Consider the following 15,718-nt stretch of genomic DNA (forward strand, 5'->3'; position numbering starts at 1 on the left):
TTTGTACGGAGATCGGTTCATCAGGCCGACCTGGTGAAAGTCAGGGCCTGCCTGACGGCAGGCCGTTACCGGCCCGCACACAAAAAATCTGACACTTCCCCTCCAGATGAAAAAGCCGCTTTCGTTTGCTCGAAAGCGGCCCTTGCCGTTACGCCGACGTTCAACTGTCGCCTTGCTCACACTTGGCCGGCAACTGCCCATCGATCATCGCCTTGGCCATGCCACTGAGGTAGTACGTCGCCCGCATCAGCGTCTGTGCCTCTTTCGGCTGGCTCAACGCCTGGTACGTCAGCGATGTGATACAGCCCAGGATGATTGTTGTTTCCTGCAGCACGTCCTCGGTCGGCAACCCCGGGATCGCCTGCACCCAGTCGCGCACCGAGAACTGCTTGGTGCGGCCGACCAGACTGACGATCTTCAAGTCTGTGGTGCCCTTTGCGTGTTCGTCCTTGTCCATGACCTTGCCCCCTGGAAAAAGAAAGAGCCCGTCGCGCTTCATCCTCCGGAACCGCCATACCTGACTGCGCGATCCGTGCGCAGTAAGCTGCCCAGTGGTGCGGCCTGTTCCGACGGGTGAAGCGCGACGAGCAGGCCGAGACTAAAGCGATCGCCAATGCGCTACAACGGGCTACCGGCAGGAAAAGGCATCTTTAGGAAAAGGCCTACATAAACAACGAAACAAAGGCTGCAGGACCTGAAATATTCTCCGCATAGGTTGTCCACCGCGAGACAAGTCGCATCGCCGCGCCCACGAAGGCCGCATTGACCTGCATCGGGTGGCACCAGGGATGCCTTGGCTGCAAAGCATCTGCCCTGCTCCAGCACTTCAGGCTACGATGACACCTCGCCCCGCCAGGCCCAGCCACCGCCATGCCCAGAACCAGCAAAGTCACCGACCCATCCTACGAGTTGATGGACGACCATGAAGGCGCCTCGCTGATCTACCGTCAGCACGGCTTCCCCAGCCCGCTGGTACGCTGGCATTTCCACAAGGAATACGAGCTGCACCTGATCGTTGCCAGTGCAGGCAAGGTGTTCATCGGCGACTACATCGGCAACTTCGCCCCCGACACGCTGTTCCTCACCGGCCCCAACCTTCCGCACAACTGGATCAGCCAGGTCGGCCCCGACGAAGTGGTGGCCAAGCGCGACATGCTGGTCAACTTCACCGACGAGGTGCTTGAAGGCGGCAGCCAGGTGTTCTCCGAGCTCACCCAGCTCGCCCCGCTGCTGGCACGAGCGCGCTACGGCATCGAGTTCCGCGACCCGGCGCTGATCCGCGATAGCCGTCACCTGCTGCAACGCATCGCCGATAGCTGCGGCATGACCCGCCTGGGATACTTTTTTATCCTCATGGAACAGCTGGCCGCCTGTGAGGAGTACCAGCTGCTGTCCACCGTCACCTCCTCGCAGCTAGCCGACGAGCACAACGTCGAGCGCATCAACCGGGCGGTGGACTACATCTTCCAGCATTACGCCCAGGACCTGAGCCAGAACGCGGTGGCCGAGCACCTGGGGATGACGCCGACCTACTTTTCGCGGTTTTTCAAGCAGGCCGCCGGGCGCGGCTTCGTCGAGTTCGTCAACCGGCTGCGGGTGAGCAAGTCGTGCGAGCTGCTGGCCAAGGGCGAGCTGCCGGTGACCGAAGTGTGCTTCGAGTCGGGCTTCAGCAACCTGTCGAACTTTAACCGGCGTTTTTTGCAGCTCAAGGGCATGACGCCCTCCGACTACCGCAGCCTGGTGACCCAGCGACTGACCGAGCAGAATCGCGCCTGAACGTCATACGCAATCTCCTGTAAAAGCGACCCTTTCGCGACACAAGGCCGCTCCTACAGGGAAATGTATACCCCACAAGTCACTGCAAAAAAGTATCAGCCAAGGTGCAGGCGAGGCTTTGTCGGCGTCGTCGCACAACGGTGTAATCGGCAGCGAGCGACACAAAAACAATAACGTCTTCCCCGAGGGAGTTCACCGATGAACGACTCGATCAAGGCCTGCCTGGCCGCCGCCTGCCTCAGCCTGCCGCTGCACACCCAGGCCGCCGAGACCCTGACCATCGCCACGGTCAACAACAACGACATGATCCGCATGCAGCGCCTGGCCAAGGTGTTCGAACAGCAGCACCCGGACATCCAGCTCAAGTGGGTGGTGCTCGAAGAGAACGTACTGCGCCAGCGCCTGACCACCGACATCGCCACCCAGGGCGGGCAGTTCGACGTGCTGACCATCGGCATGTACGAAGCCGCGCTATGGGGCGCCAAGGGCTGGCTGGCGCCGATGACCGACCTGCCCGCCGACTACCACCTCGACGATGTGTTCCCCTCGGTGCGCAACGGCCTGTCGGCCAACGGCACGCTGTACGCCCTGCCCTTCTACGCCGAAGCCTCGATCACCTACTACCGCAAGGACCTGTTCGAAAAAGCCGGGCTGAGCATGCCCGAGCAACCCACCTGGACCCAGCTCGGCGAGTTCGCCGCCAAACTCAACCACCCCGACCAGGGCCAGTACGGCATCTGCCTGCGCGGCAAGGCCGGCTGGGGCGAGAACATGGCGCTGATCGGCACCGTGGCCAACGCCTTCGGCGCGCGCTGGTTCGATGAGCAATGGAAACCCGAATTCAGTGGCAGCGAGTGGAAGAACGCACTGAACTTCTATGTCACCACCCTCAAGCAGTACGGCCCGCCCGGCGCCTCCAGCAATGGCTTCAACGAAAACCTCGCGCTGTTCAACAGCGGCAAGTGCGCGATGTGGGTCGACGCCAGCGTCGCCGGCTCGTTCGTCACCGACAAGAGCCAGAGCAAGGTCGCCGACCAGGTCGGCTTCACCTTCGCGCCCAAGGAGGTCACCGACAAGGGCGCCACCTGGCTGTATTCCTGGGCCCTGGCGATCCCCACCAGCTCCAAGGCCAAGGACGCCGCCAAAACCTTCAGCACCTGGGCCACCTCCGAGGCCTACGGCAAGCTGGTGGCCGAGCAGGAAGGCGTGGCCAACGTGCCACCGGGCACCCGCGCCTCGACCTACAGCGACGCGTACCTGGCCGCCGCGCCGTTCGCCAAGGTGACCCTGGAATCGCTCAAACGCGTCGACCCCAACCACCCCACCCTCAAGCCCGTGCCTTATGTGGGCATCCAGCTGGTGACCATCCCCGAGTTCCAGGCCATCGGTACCCAGGTCGGCAAGCTGTTTTCCGCCGCGCTCACCGGGCAGATGAACGTGGACCAGGTGCTGGCCTCGGCCCAGCAATCCACTGAACGCGAGATGAAGCGCGCCGGCTACCACAAGTAGCTCTCACCGCCGTAGACCGCGCCGTCCTGCGGCGCGGTGACCGCCCCTTTCCGATGCACACGGAGTCGCCATGAACACATCGGCCCTCGACACCCCGAGCCTCGCCACCGCGCGCCCCGGCAAACGCCGCGTCGGCCCCGGCTGGTTCCTGGTCAGCCCTTCGGTGGCGCTGCTGCTGTTGTGGATGATCGTGCCCCTGGGCATGACCCTGTATTTCTCGCTGATCCGCTACAACCTGCTGTACCCCGGCGAAAACCAGTTCGTGGGCCTTGAGAACTTCGCCTTCTTCGTCACCGACGCCGGCTTCATGCCCGGTGCCCTCAACACCCTGACCCTGGTCGGCAGCGTGCTGGCGATCAGCGTGGTGCTCGGCGTGCTGGTCGCCGCGCTGCTGGAAGCCGGCGAGTTCTGGGGCCGCGGCGTGGTGCGGGTGCTGCTGATCTCGCCGTTCTTCATCATGCCCACGGTCAGCGCGCTGCTGTGGAAGAACCTGATCTTCCACCCGGTGTCGGGCATCCTCGCCGCCGTGTGGCGCCTGTTCGGCGCGCAGCCGGTGGATTGGCTGGCGCACTACCCGCTGCTGTCGATCATCCTGATCGTGTCGTGGCAGTGGCTGCCGTTCGCCATCCTGATCCTGATGACCGCCATGCAGTCGCTGGACCAGGAACAGAAGGAAGCCGCGCGCCTGGATGGCGCAGGCCCCTTGGCGATCTTCTGGCACCTGACCCTGCCGCACCTGGCCCGGCCGATCGCCGTAGTGGTGATGATCGAGACGATCTTCCTGCTCTCGGTGTTCGCCGAGATCTTCACCACCACCAGCGGCGGCCCCGGATACGAGTCCACCAACCTCGCCTACCTGATCTACAACCAGGCGTTGCTGCAGTTCGACGTCGGCATGGCCTCGGCCGGTGGCCTGATCGCCGTGCTGATCGCCAATATTGCCGCCATCGTGCTGGTTCGCATGATCGGCAAGAACCTCACCGCGCGCAGCTGAGGAGCCCGCCATGCTGACACTCAAGCAAACCCGCACCCTGAAGAACGCGCTGCTCGGCCTGCTGTGCTGGGCCATCGCCCTGGTGATCTTCTTCCCGATTTTCTGGATGCTGCTGACCAGCTTCAAGACCGAGCTGGACGCCTTCGCCACGCCGCCGCAGTTCCTCTTTGCGCCGACGCTGGAGAACTACCTGCACATCAACGAGCGCAGCGACTACTTCGCCTACGCCTGGAACTCGGTGCTGATTTCGTTCTCGGCGACCCTGCTGTGCATGCTGATCGCCGTGCCTGCGGCCTACTCGATGGCCTTCTTCGAGACCCGCCACACCAAGCGCACGCTGCTGTGGATGCTGTCGACCAAGATGCTGCCGCCGGTGGGCGTGTTGATGCCGATCTACCTGCTGGCCAAGCAGTTCGGCCTGCTCGATTCGCGCCTGGCGCTGATCATCGTCTACACCCTGATCAACCTGCCGATCGTGGTGTGGATGGTGTACACCTACTTCAAGGACATCCCCGTGGACATCCTCGAAGCCGCGCGGCTGGACGGCGCCGGCACCTGGCAGGAGATCGTCCGCGTGCTGCTGCCGATCGCCCGCGGCGGGCTGGCGTCGACCTTGCTGCTGTCGCTGATCCTGTGCTGGAACGAGGCGTTCTGGTCGCTGAACCTGACCTCGTCCGCCGCCGCGCCGCTGACCGCGTTGGTGGCGTCCTATTCGAGCCCTGAGGGGCTGTTCTGGGCCAAGCTCTCGGCCGTCTCGACCCTGGCCTGCGCGCCGATCCTGATCTTTGGCTGGATCAGCCAGAAGCAGCTGGTGCGTGGGCTTTCGTTTGGGGCAGTCAAATGACTCCGCTATCAGGGGCTGCTTTGCAGCCCAATCGCGACACAAGGCCGCTCCCACAGGGGATCGCGCACGCCTGTGGGAGCGGCCTTGCGTCGCGAAAGGACCGCGAAGCGGTCCCGGCATTCCCGCATCCAACCCCGACTTTCGCCGAGGACACCCCCTATGGCTGACCTGAAAATCCGCAACCTGCACAAAGGCTTCGATGGCCACGCCATCATCAAGGGCATCGACCTGGACGTGCGCGACCGCGAGTTCGTGGTCTTCGTCGGCCCCTCCGGCTGCGGCAAGTCCACCCTGCTGCGCCTGATCGCCGGCCTCGAGGAGGTCAGCAGCGGCAGCATCACCCTCGACGGCACCGACATCACCGACACCGCCCCGGCCAAGCGCGACCTGGCCATGGTGTTCCAGACCTACGCCCTGTACCCGCACATGACCGTGCGCAAGAACCTGTCGTTCGCCCTGGACCTGGCCGGCGTCGGCAAGCAAGAGGTGACAGCCAAGGTCGACAACGCCGCGCGCATCCTCGAGCTGCAACCGCTGCTCGAACGCAAGCCCCGCCAGCTCTCCGGCGGCCAGCGCCAGCGGGTAGCGATCGGCCGGGCGATCGTGCGCAACCCGAAAATTTTCCTGTTCGACGAGCCGCTGTCCAACCTCGACGCCGCCCTGCGCGTGCAGATGCGCCTGGAACTGGCGCGCCTGCACCAGGAGCTGGCGGCGACCATGATCTACGTGACCCATGACCAGGTCGAGGCGATGACCCTGGCCGACAAGGTGGTGGTGCTAAACGGCGGGCGCATCGAGCAGGTCGGTTCGCCGCTGGAGCTGTACCACCATCCGGCCAACCTGTTTGTCGCAGGGTTTCTGGGGACGCCGAAGATGGGCTTTTTGCGTGGGCACCTGAGCCGTAACCAGGGCAACCAGTGCGAGGTCGCGCTTGAGTGCGGCGCCCGTATCGCCCTGCCGTTGTGCGCGGGGGAACTGCATGCCGGTAGCCAGGTGACGCTGGGGATTCGCCCCGAGCACCTGAACATCGACCGCGCCGGGCAAGGTATCCAAGGCTCGCTGCAGGTGACCGCCGATGTCAGCGAGCGACTGGGCAGCGACAGTTACTGCCATATGCGCGCCGCCTCCGGGGAAATGCTCACCGTGCGAGTGCGCGGGGATTTCGCACCAGCCTTTGGCGAGGCGCTGGAACTGACCTTCGATCCCGCCCATTGCCACCTGTTCGACAGCAACGGCCAGGCCCTCGACAAACGCCTGCAACAAGCGGCCTAAGGACTCCAGGATGAAACTGAACCAGCACAACCTCGGCCAACTGCCGCCCACCGTCGCCCGCCCCTCCTACGACCGCGCCCAACTGCGCCAGGGCATCGTGCACATCGGCGTCGGCGGCTTCCACCGCGCCCACCAGGCCGCCTACACCGACGCCCTGATGAACGGCGGCGAAGGCCTCGACTGGGCCATCTGCGGCATCGGCTTGCGCGGCGAAGACCGCGCCATGCGCGACGCCCTGGCCGGCCAGGACCACCTCTACACCCTGTTCGAACTGGGCGACCAGCCCGACACCAAGGTCCGCGTGATCGCCGCCATCAACGGCATGCTGCTGGCTGCGGACGGCGCCGAACCGCTGCTGGCCAAACTGGCCGAACCCAATATCCGCATCGTCTCGCTGACCATCACCGAAGGCGGCTACTGCATCGACGACAGCACCGGCGAGTTCCGCTTCGACCTGCCACAGATCCAGCACGACCTGGCCAACCCGCAATCCCCGCAAAGCGTCTTCGGCTACCTCTGCGAAGCCCTGCGCCGCCGTCGCGCCGCCGGCACCGGGCCGTTCACCGTGATGTCCTGCGACAACCTCCCGCACAACGGCGACGTCGCCCGCAAGGCCCTGTTGGCCTTCGCCCAGCGCCTCGACCCCGACCTGGCCGACTGGATCGCCAGCCACGTCAGCTTCCCCAACGCCATGGTCGACCGCATCACCCCGATGACCAGCCCCGCCCACCGCCAGCAACTGCGCGAGCGCCACGGCGTCGACGATGCCTGGCCGGTGGTGTGCGAGCCGTTTTTGCAATGGGTGGTGGAAGATGACTTCGTCGCGGGCCGCCCGGCCTGGGAAAAGGTCGGGGTGCAGTTCACCCGCGACGTCACCCCGTATGAAGAGATGAAGATCAAGCTGCTCAACGGCAGCCACCTCGCCCTCACCTACCTGGGCTTTTTGCAAGGCTACCGCTTCGTCCACGAAACCCTTGCCGACCCGCTGCTGCGCCGCTACATGCGCACCTTCATGGACCAGGACGTAACCCCGCAACTGGCCCCGGTGCCCGGCATCGATCTTGAGCGCTACAAACAAAGCCTCGGCGAACGCTTCGCCAACCGCGCCATCGCCGACCAGCTGGAGCGCGTGTGCTCCGACGGCTCGTCGAAGTTCCCCAAGTTCATCGTGCCCACCGCCAACCGCCTGATCGCCGACGGCAAGCCGCTGGAGCGCGTGGCCCTGGTGGTCGCCGCCTGGGCCCTGTACCTGCGCGGCGAAGACGAGCACGGCAACCGCTACAGCATCCCCGACCCCCGCGCCGCCGATTGCCAGGCCCGTGTGGTGCAGCGCGACGGCCTGGCCGCCCGGGTGCTGGGCGACGAGGCGATCTTCGGCAGTGCCATCCCCGCGTCCAAGGCGTTCGTCAGCGCCTTCGAGCGCCTGTACGACAGCTTGCGCGAAGTCGGCGTGAGTGAAACCCTGCGCCAGGTCCTCGGCGACTGACACGGAGTGTTTCGAAATGGACGGATTGTTCCTCGGCATCGACTGCGGCACCCAGGGCACCAAGGCCCTGGTGCTGGACGCCGGCAGCGGCCAGGTACTCGGCCTGGGCAGCGCCGCCCACGCGCCGCCCCAGGGCCGTGACGGCCGGCGCGAGCAGGACCCCGCCGACTGGCTGGATGCCTTGCGTGCGGCGGTGTCCGCTGCCTTGCGAGAAGCCGGTGTGGATGGCCACGCGATCCGCGCACTGGCGGTGTCCGGCCAGCAGCACGGCCTGGTGATGCTCGACGCCCAAGGCCAGGTGCTGCGCCCGGCCAAGCTCTGGTGCGACACCGAGAGTGCGCCCGAGAACCAGGCACTGCTCGATGCCCTCGGCGGTGCCCAAGGCTCGCTCGAACGCCTCGGGCTGGTGATCGCGCCGGGCTATACCCTGTCCAAGTTACTGTGGACCAAGCGCCATCATCCCGATCTGTTCGCTCGCCTCGCCCATGTCCTGCTGCCCCACGACTACCTGAATTACTGGCTGACCGGTCGCGTCTGCACGGAGCCCGGCGACGCCTCCGGCACCGGCTATTACGACGTACGCCGACGGACCTGGGCGCCCGATGTCCTTCAGCACATCGAGCCAGGCGAGCGTCTTTTGGCGGCGCTACCTGAGCTGGTCGAATCCGGCGATTGCATCGCCACCCTGCGCGAACAGACCGCCACTGCCCTCGGCCTGAGCCCGCAGACCTGGGTGGCCACGGGCGGCGGCGACAACATGCTCGGCGCCATCGGCACCGGCAATATCGTCCCCGGCATGATCACCCTGAGCCTCGGCACCTCCGGCACCCTGGCCGCCCACGCCGACCAGCCCCACGTCAGTGCCCAGGGCGAAGTGGCGACCTTCTGCGCCTCCAGCGGCGGCTGGCTGCCGTTGATCTGCACCATGAACCTCACCAGCGCCTGCGCCCTGGTGCGCGACCTGCTGGAGCTCGACCTCGAGCGTTTCACTGAGCTTGCCGCCCAAGCCCCGATCGGCGCCGACGGCCTGCTGATGCTGCCCTTCTTCGACGGCGAACGCGTGCCCGCGTTGCCCGAAGCCACCGCCAGCCTGCACGGCATGACCAGCGCCAACCTGACCCGCGCCAACCTCTGCCGCGCCGTGCTCGAAGGCACCTGCTTCAGCCTGCGCTACGGCCTCGACCTGCTGCGCGCCAGCGGCCTGCCAGGCAGCGAAATCCGCCTGGTCGGCGGCGCAGCGAAAAGCCCGCTGTGGCGCCAGGTACTGGCCGACCTGCTCGGTCTGCCAGTGGTGTGCCCCCAACAGACCGAAGCCGCCGCCCTGGGCGCCGCGATCCAGGCCGCCTGGAGCCTCGGTCGCCAACTAGGCCAGGGCGACAGCCTCGAAACCCTGTGCAAACGCTGCGTCGCCCTCGACGAAAGCACCCGAACCCTGCCCCGCCCGGCGCAACAGGCCGCGTACGAGGTCGCCTATCAACGCTACCGGGATCAACTGCCTGCACGCTGAGTGCGGGTATCCTTCCCTTGTCTTTCGTTCTGGAGAACTGCATGTACCTGGTGTGTGGCGAGGCCCTGTTCGATGTCTTCAGCCTGGAAAACAGCAACCGCAGCAACGAGCTGGGGTTTACCGCGATTGCCGGCGGATCGCCGTTCAACGTGGCCGTCGGCCTGCGCCGGCTGGGCGTTGAATCGGCGTTGTTCGGCGGGTTGTCCAGCGACTACCTCGGTGCCCGGCTGCGCCGGGTGCTGGAAGAGGAACGGGTAGACTGCCGCTATGTGGTAACCAGTGATGCACCGACCACCTTGGCCATGGTCGGGCTGGATGCCAATGGCTCGGCGCAGTATCAGTTTCGCGGTGAAGGCTGTGCGGATCGGCAGGTGACGCTGGCGCATCTGCCGGAGTTGGATGAGCGTGTGCGTGGGTTGCATGTGGGCTCATACACACTGGTAGTGCAGCCCGTGGCGGATACGCTGATGGCGCTGGTGGAGCGCGAGCGGGACCGGCGGCTGATCAGCCTTGATCCGAATGTGCGGCTAAATCCGCAGCCGGATGTGGCGCTGTGGCGGCGGCAGGTGGAAGCGTTTGCCGGACATGCGCATGTGATCAAGGCCAGTGAGGAAGATATCGCCCTGCTCTATCCGGGCCGGGAGACTCGTGATGTGGCGCGGGGCTGGCTAAACGATCGCTGCCGACTCGTTTTCATCACCCATGGAGCAGACGGAGCCAGCGTGCATTGCGCACATGGCTCATGGCAGCGCCCAGCGGATATGTCGTTGCCGGTAAGCGACACCGTCGGCGCCGGTGACACCTTCCAAGCCGCCGTGCTCGCCTACCTCGCACGCCTCGGAGCAGACAGCCCAGCCGGTGTGGCGAAGCTCCCCCATGAAACCATCGATGCGATCCTCGCCTACGCAATCCATGCCGCAGCAATCACCTGCTCCCGAACAGGCCCGAATCTGCCCTTCGAGCATGAGCTGCCAGCCAACCCATACGCCGCCCCCCTGTAGGAGCGGCCTTGCGTCGCGAAAGGACCGCAAAGCGGTCCCGGCGATTTCAGCCCCGCAAGCGTGCGGCCAAGTCACCGTCCAAACGCCCGCATTGAAGCGATGCCTGGTGCTATCCTCTTTCACCGGATTTTTCGCATTCCGAATCAAGTACTGCACCAGGTAGATACAGAGCCAAGTTGCTGCCAAGGCCGACCTCAGCGCGGGCATCACCAGGCGACTTGACCCAGGGCACCCGCGCCACAACCGCATCAAAGAGATCCAGGATGTCCCTTAGCACCCTCTCCCCCCATTCGCTGCCTGATCATTGCAAGGCTGTTCTCTATGCGCTGGTAACCTCGGTTCCTGGCAAAGGTAAGACCTCGCTGCTCAAACTGCTGCGGGCCATGGAGATCCGTGACGATGGTGGCAGGCTGCTTGACGCCACAACCTTGCCCACGTTGCTGGAGTGGTTGCAAAGCCAGGGCTGGGTCGAAGTCGAGCAACGCAACGAAGGGCAATATTTCTGCGTGACAGCACAGTGTCGTAACAGCGTGCTCCTCAGCCTGCTGGGCACAGCCGAGGGGGGCCTGCGCTTGCACCGGATCAACGCCAGTTTGCCTGCACTTGGGCAATGGCAAATGCCTGGCAGATCCCGAGTACTGCAAGAGCTTTGGATACGCCTGCTGAGCGGCGACAGTCAGCGACTGCCCGACTCGCTTTACCTGTCGTACAGGGTGCTCCCGGTGAGCGAGTGGCATGCCCAGCACCCTATGCGCCTCCTGCAGTGCGATCCGGCCGGGCGGGAAGTCATCGGCCAACTGGACGAGACGGTGCGGAGGCTGCTGATCGAGGATCACCTGCGCCTGAACAACGACCTGCTGGGGCCTGCAGACGAGAGCTATGCATTGGCCAAGCAGGAGATGGCACTCAAGCAGTCCCTCGCATTGCGCCTGCAACTGGTTCAACAGGCGCTTTGGCGTGGCGACTGGGCGGCGCTGCAACACTATGGCGAGCAAGAGCTGCCTCTGACGACACAGTGCCTGCAGTCGCTGCTGCGCGGCCAGCCTAACGAAACCCTGCGCTTGCTGCGGGCCTGGCTCACCGATCAGCGCAAACAGACCAAAAAGCGCAAAATCGACCTGCCACCGTTGCTCAATGCACTGTACTGCCTGGCGCTGATCGCTGAAAACGACAGCCAGCACTACGCTGCGCTCAAACAGGCACTGGTTCTGGGCACAAAGGAAAACTACGGCAGTGCTTATCCGGCGCTCTATCAGGTGTTCGAGCGTTTGCAAGGCAACACGCCGGACTTGTCGTACCTGCGTTCAACCACGCTCAACGGCCTGGATGGGCTGATGCTCTCCCTGGCACTGTACTGGCTGGATGCCCCACTCGCGCGTGGGCCCGATTGGCGCGCGAAGCTGGAAGGTTACCGAGGCGAACTCGATCAACAGGGTTACAACTGGTTGGCGGCAGAATTCGACGCCCTGATCGCCATGCAATTCGGCTTGCCCCGGCAGCTTCACGACCTGCATCACGATGCAGGTTTCAAACCACTGACTGCGCTGCTTCAGCGCCAGGAAGCCTGGCAGCATGCCCTTAGCGCATTGAGTCAGCTGAAACCGGCCAATGCACCGGTCGCCGTGGCTGGCAAGAAGAGCACCCGCCTGGCGTGGTTGTTGAGTCTTCATCGCTACGGCAACCAGCTTGAGCCACGCGAGCAGAAACTGGGGGCCAAAGGACAATGGAGCAAGGGCCGCCCCGTGGCACTCAAACGCCTCATGGACGAGGGCGACAGCCTGGACTTTCTCTGCGAGCAAGACCGCCAGGTGATCAGCGCGATTCAAGTCAGCCAGTCCTACTACCACACCGAGTACGAATTGCCGCTTGGCATGGCCCTGCCCAGGTTGGTCGGTCATCCGGCGTTGTTCTGGCAAGATGCCCCTGACACACGCATCGATCTCCAGGCAGGCGAAGCCAGCCTGCACCTTCAGGCCGAGGACGGACAGATCCATCTGCGTCTCGAGCCGCCGGGCGTCGTCACCGCCGAGACCTTCTACATTGATCAGCAGACACCGACCCGCTTGCAGCTCTATCCGGTCAACAGCGACCTGCGCCAGATCGCCAGGATCATCGGCGACGGCCTGCGCGTACCGCAATCGGGCAAGGCGCAACTGATCGAAGCCATCAGTGCCATCGCACCGCTGCTACCCATCCACTCGGACCTGCCCGAGCTCTCGGTGAACCTTGAACAGGAACCTGCCGATACGCGCCTGTACGCGCATTTGCTGCCACTTGCCGAGGGTTTGCGCTTGCAACTGCTGGTGCGCCCTTTGGCCGAGAGCAGCTGGTTTCGCCCGGGCCAGGGCGCGCAGAACCTGCTTGGCGAGCGCGACGGCAAACCCTTGCAGGTCTGCCGCGACCTGGCAGGCGAACGCCAGGCACTGCAACAGGTATTGCATGCCTGCCCCGGCCTGGCCAACGCCAACAGCGATGGCCAGGAATGGCAGCTGGACCAGCCTCAGGATGCCTTGCAGGTACTTGGCGAACTGCATGCATTGGACGGCGACTTGCTGCACTGCGTCTGGCCAGAGGGCGAGCGCCTGCGCATAAAGGGCCGCGTGAACCTCGACGCGCTCAAGCTGGGTCTGCGCAAACAGGGTGACTGGTTCATCCTGCAAGGGGAAGTCGCACTCGATGACGGCAAGGTTCTGCAACTGCGCCAGCTTCTGGATCTGCTCAAGGCCAGCCCCGGACGCTTCCTCAAGCTCGACGACCGTGACTGGTTGGCACTCGACAAGCGTTTGCGCCAACGCCTGGAGGAACTGGCTTGTCTGGCTGATCGTGTCACGGACCAGGGCCTTCGCCTCAGCCCGTTGACTACCCCGTTGCTGGCCGGGCTGGCCGCCGAGGTAAGCGAGTTCAAGGCCGATAAAAGCTGGCAGGCGCACCTCGATAAACTGCAGTCGATGCGCGACCACCAGCCTCAGCTCCCTCGTACCCTGCAGGCCGACCTGCGCGCCTATCAGCATGAGGGTTTCACCTGGTTGGCACGCCTGGCTCAATGGGGCGTCGGTGCCTGCCTGGCCGACGACATGGGCCTGGGCAAGACGGTACAGCTGCTGGCCGTTCTGCTGCAGCGGGCCGCCGGTGGCCCGCAACTGGTCGTGGCACCGACGTCGGTAACCCTCAACTGGCAGGCTGAGAGCCGGCGTTTCGCGCCACAACTGAAATTGCATCTGTATCAGCAAACGCGCAGCCTGGCAGATCTCGGCCCCGGCGACCTGGTGATCGCCAGCTACGGGTTGCTGCAGCAGGACAGCGCAGCCTTCGCCGCCTGCCACTGGCACAGCGTCGTGCTGGACGAGGCCCAGGCCATCAAGAATGCCCAGACCAAACGCTCTCAAGCAGTAATGGCCTTGCAGTCCGATTTCCGCGTGGTCGCCACTGGCACCCCGCTGGAAAACCACTTGGGCGAGTTGTGGAACCTGTTCCGATTCATCAACCCAGGGCTGCTCGGCAACCAGGAACACTTCAACAGCCGCTTCGCTACCCCCATCGAGCAGGGCGATGCAGCAGCCCGACGGGCCCTGAAAGCGCTTATCCAGCCCTTTATCCTGCGCCGCCTGAAAAGCCAGGTGCTCGACGAATTACCCGCGCGCACAGAGATTACCTACAAAGTACCGCTGTCCGATGAAGAGGCTCACCTCTATGAGGCCGTTCGCCAGCAAGCGGTGAGCAATGTCTCTGATCTGGCGCCCGGAGCAGGCAGATCATTCCAGATCCTGACGGAGATCACCCGTCTGCGCCGGTTCTGCTGCCACCCGGCCCTGGTGACTCCCGGCTCGACCCTGCCTGGCAGCAAGTTCCAGGCGGTCACCGCGATCGTCGAAGAGCTTTTGGACAATGGCCACAAGGCCTTGATCTTCAGCCAGTACGTCGATCACCTGAGTATCGTCCGTGCCTGGCTCGATGAAAAAGGCATCGCCCACCAGTACCTCGATGGCAGCGTGCCCGCCAAGGAACGGGAAAGCCGAGTCAATGCCTTCCAGGCTGGCGCGGGTGAAGTCTTCCTTATCAGCCTGAAAGCCGGCGGCAGCGGCCTAAACCTTACCGCCGCCGACTATGTGATCCACCTCGACCCCTGGTGGAACCCGGCGGTGGAGGATCAGGCCAGTGACCGTGCCTATCGCATCGGCCAGCAGCGTCCGGTGACGATTTACCGGCTGGTAGCCGAGAACACCATCGAAGAGCAGATCGTCGCCCTGCATGCTCGCAAACGAGACTTGGCCGACAGCCTGTTGGAGGGCGGCGAAGTGAGTGCCAAGTTGGATGCTGACGCACTGTTGGCGCTGCTTGCGGGTTCGCTGCAATGATCGGGTGGGTATAACTCAGGGTCGCCGGGGAGGTAAGGCACGCAGCAAACCTCACCCGGCAACCCGAACGGTATTTCCTTTTACCCAGCGATTCAGACTCGCAAAGCTGCTCGATCATCGCCGCGTTATTCGCCACGCGCCCGGTAAAGCATGGCCACGAGCCTTGAACGAACAAGGACGTCAAGGATCATGGTCAAGCAACTCCAGACCGTTGTTCATCCAGATAGCTTTGTCACATAGGCTACAAAAAACGTACACAACCTCACTTTAGTAGCCCAAGGGCTACAAGATTAAAGAGACGAAGGCACGTTTCGCGAAGTGCCATCGGCACCATCGAAATCATCGTGGGAGCGGGCTTGCCCCGCGATGCAGGCGACACGCGGTATGACACCCGCTGCAACTCTAATTGCAGTTGCAGGACGACCTTGGATCGTTACACGGGTAAGTCCAAAGGATGATGTCATTCGGATATCAAGCCACGCTAATCTAAGGAGACGGCCAGCGAACAACAAGGAGAAACGCCATGCAGCACATTACCCAGGTCGATAACACTCTCTGGGCACTGATCAGCCGCTTGCAGGGCACGGAGCTGCAAACGCCCTCCAATGCCAGCAATACCCATTTCAGAATCGCGTCGGTCAACAACGACCAGGTAGAGGTGGTAACCGGCGCCAATAACAGCTCGGTCACCCTGCCCCGTACGGCTTTCCAACAAACGCTGGATTATCTTGCCGCTAATCATCACTTCGGCGAGGCACGCGCTGTCGAGATCCGCTCCAACCGCAAGCCTGAGGACGCCGGCCCGCTTTGCCACGCAGCTCGTCGCCAACCCGATGGTCGTCCAGGCACTGTCGTCATCACCTACATCCTGCCGATACTGGAGCACTGCCAAGCTGTCGCCATTCAGCGAGACGCCAAGCCGACCAGCACTTGGCTGGTGCCTTGAGCCCACCCCACCTTGTACGGGAGCACAA

Annotated in this window: 11 protein-coding genes; 10 read left to right on the top strand and 1 reads right to left on the bottom strand. The window is 64.0% G+C overall.

Annotated features, from left to right (window positions below; translation table 11 throughout):
- Window positions 1-160 precede the first annotated feature (160 nt).
- Entirely contained in the window at window positions 161-457 is a 297-nt protein-coding gene (locus AC25M7_RS21105; RefSeq protein WP_028692020.1) for a DUF3077 domain-containing protein, read from the bottom strand.
- Between the two features lie 413 nt (window positions 458-870).
- On the opposite strand from AC25M7_RS21105, the gene AC25M7_RS21110 reads away from it, so the two are divergent.
- The 10 genes from AC25M7_RS21110 (at window position 871) to AC25M7_RS21155 (ending at window position 15,690) form a co-directional block, all read left to right on the top strand.
- The gene (locus tag AC25M7_RS21110; RefSeq protein WP_062361029.1) at window positions 871-1,776 is read left to right on the top strand and encodes an AraC family transcriptional regulator; all 906 of its coding nucleotides are present in this window, start codon (window positions 871-873) and stop codon (window positions 1,774-1,776) included.
- 198 nt (window positions 1,777-1,974) lie between these two features.
- Window positions 1,975-3,285: an ABC transporter substrate-binding protein gene (locus tag AC25M7_RS21115; protein WP_486971422.1), complete on the top strand. Its 1,311-nt coding sequence runs from the start codon at window positions 1,975-1,977 to the stop codon at window positions 3,283-3,285.
- 70 nt (window positions 3,286-3,355) lie between these two features.
- Window positions 3,356-4,279 carry a carbohydrate ABC transporter permease gene (locus AC25M7_RS21120; RefSeq protein ID WP_096049907.1) on the top strand — a complete coding sequence of 308 codons (924 nt, stop codon included), beginning with the start codon at window positions 3,356-3,358 and terminating at the stop codon, window positions 4,277-4,279.
- Between the two features lie 10 nt (window positions 4,280-4,289).
- A complete protein-coding gene (locus AC25M7_RS21125) occupies window positions 4,290-5,123 on the top strand; it encodes a carbohydrate ABC transporter permease (protein ID WP_028692024.1) in 834 nt (277 codons plus the stop codon).
- Window positions 5,124-5,282: 159 nt separating this feature from the next.
- Entirely contained in the window at window positions 5,283-6,395 is a 1,113-nt protein-coding gene (locus AC25M7_RS21130; RefSeq protein ID WP_062361025.1) for an ABC transporter ATP-binding protein, read from the top strand.
- Between the two features lie 10 nt (window positions 6,396-6,405).
- Window positions 6,406-7,881, top strand: a complete 1,476-nt coding sequence (locus AC25M7_RS21135; RefSeq protein WP_486971423.1) for a mannitol dehydrogenase family protein — start codon at window positions 6,406-6,408, stop codon at window positions 7,879-7,881.
- A gap of 16 nt (window positions 7,882-7,897) precedes the next feature.
- A complete protein-coding gene (gene xylB / locus AC25M7_RS21140; RefSeq protein ID WP_486971424.1) occupies window positions 7,898-9,388 on the top strand; it encodes a xylulokinase in 1,491 nt (496 codons plus the stop codon).
- A 41-nt stretch (window positions 9,389-9,429) separates the two neighbouring features.
- Window positions 9,430-10,389 (top strand): carbohydrate kinase family protein, encoded by a 960-nt coding sequence (locus AC25M7_RS21145; protein WP_486971425.1) that lies wholly within the window; start codon window positions 9,430-9,432, stop codon window positions 10,387-10,389.
- 263 nt (window positions 10,390-10,652) lie between these two features.
- Complete coding sequence (locus tag AC25M7_RS21150) at window positions 10,653-14,744, top strand: DEAD/DEAH box helicase (RefSeq protein ID WP_486971426.1); 4,092 nt, start codon at window positions 10,653-10,655, stop codon at window positions 14,742-14,744.
- A 523-nt stretch (window positions 14,745-15,267) separates the two neighbouring features.
- Window positions 15,268-15,690 carry a hypothetical protein gene (locus tag AC25M7_RS21155; RefSeq protein ID WP_486971427.1) on the top strand — a complete coding sequence of 141 codons (423 nt, stop codon included), beginning with the start codon at window positions 15,268-15,270 and terminating at the stop codon, window positions 15,688-15,690.
- Window positions 15,691-15,718: the final 28 nt, after the last annotated feature.

The sequence above is a fragment of the Pseudomonas sp. P106(2024) genome, from assembly GCF_057480815.1.

Coding starts and splice junctions, on each gene's coding strand:
- AC25M7_RS21145 (WP_486971425.1), top strand. CDS start 9,430: ATGTACCTGGTGTGTGGCGAGGCCCTGTTCGATGTCTTCAGCCTGGAA.
- AC25M7_RS21155 (WP_486971427.1), top strand. CDS start 15,268: ATGCAGCACATTACCCAGGTCGATAACACTCTCTGGGCACTGATCAGC.
- AC25M7_RS21110 (WP_062361029.1), top strand. CDS start 871: ATGCCCAGAACCAGCAAAGTCACCGACCCATCCTACGAGTTGATGGAC.
- AC25M7_RS21115 (WP_486971422.1), top strand. CDS start 1,975: ATGAACGACTCGATCAAGGCCTGCCTGGCCGCCGCCTGCCTCAGCCTG.
- AC25M7_RS21120 (WP_096049907.1), top strand. CDS start 3,356: ATGAACACATCGGCCCTCGACACCCCGAGCCTCGCCACCGCGCGCCCC.
- AC25M7_RS21105 (WP_028692020.1), bottom strand. CDS start 457: ATGGACAAGGACGAACACGCAAAGGGCACCACAGACTTGAAGATCGTC.
- xylB (WP_486971424.1), top strand. CDS start 7,898: ATGGACGGATTGTTCCTCGGCATCGACTGCGGCACCCAGGGCACCAAG.
- AC25M7_RS21125 (WP_028692024.1), top strand. CDS start 4,290: ATGCTGACACTCAAGCAAACCCGCACCCTGAAGAACGCGCTGCTCGGC.
- AC25M7_RS21150 (WP_486971426.1), top strand. CDS start 10,653: ATGTCCCTTAGCACCCTCTCCCCCCATTCGCTGCCTGATCATTGCAAG.
- AC25M7_RS21135 (WP_486971423.1), top strand. CDS start 6,406: ATGAAACTGAACCAGCACAACCTCGGCCAACTGCCGCCCACCGTCGCC.
- AC25M7_RS21130 (WP_062361025.1), top strand. CDS start 5,283: ATGGCTGACCTGAAAATCCGCAACCTGCACAAAGGCTTCGATGGCCAC.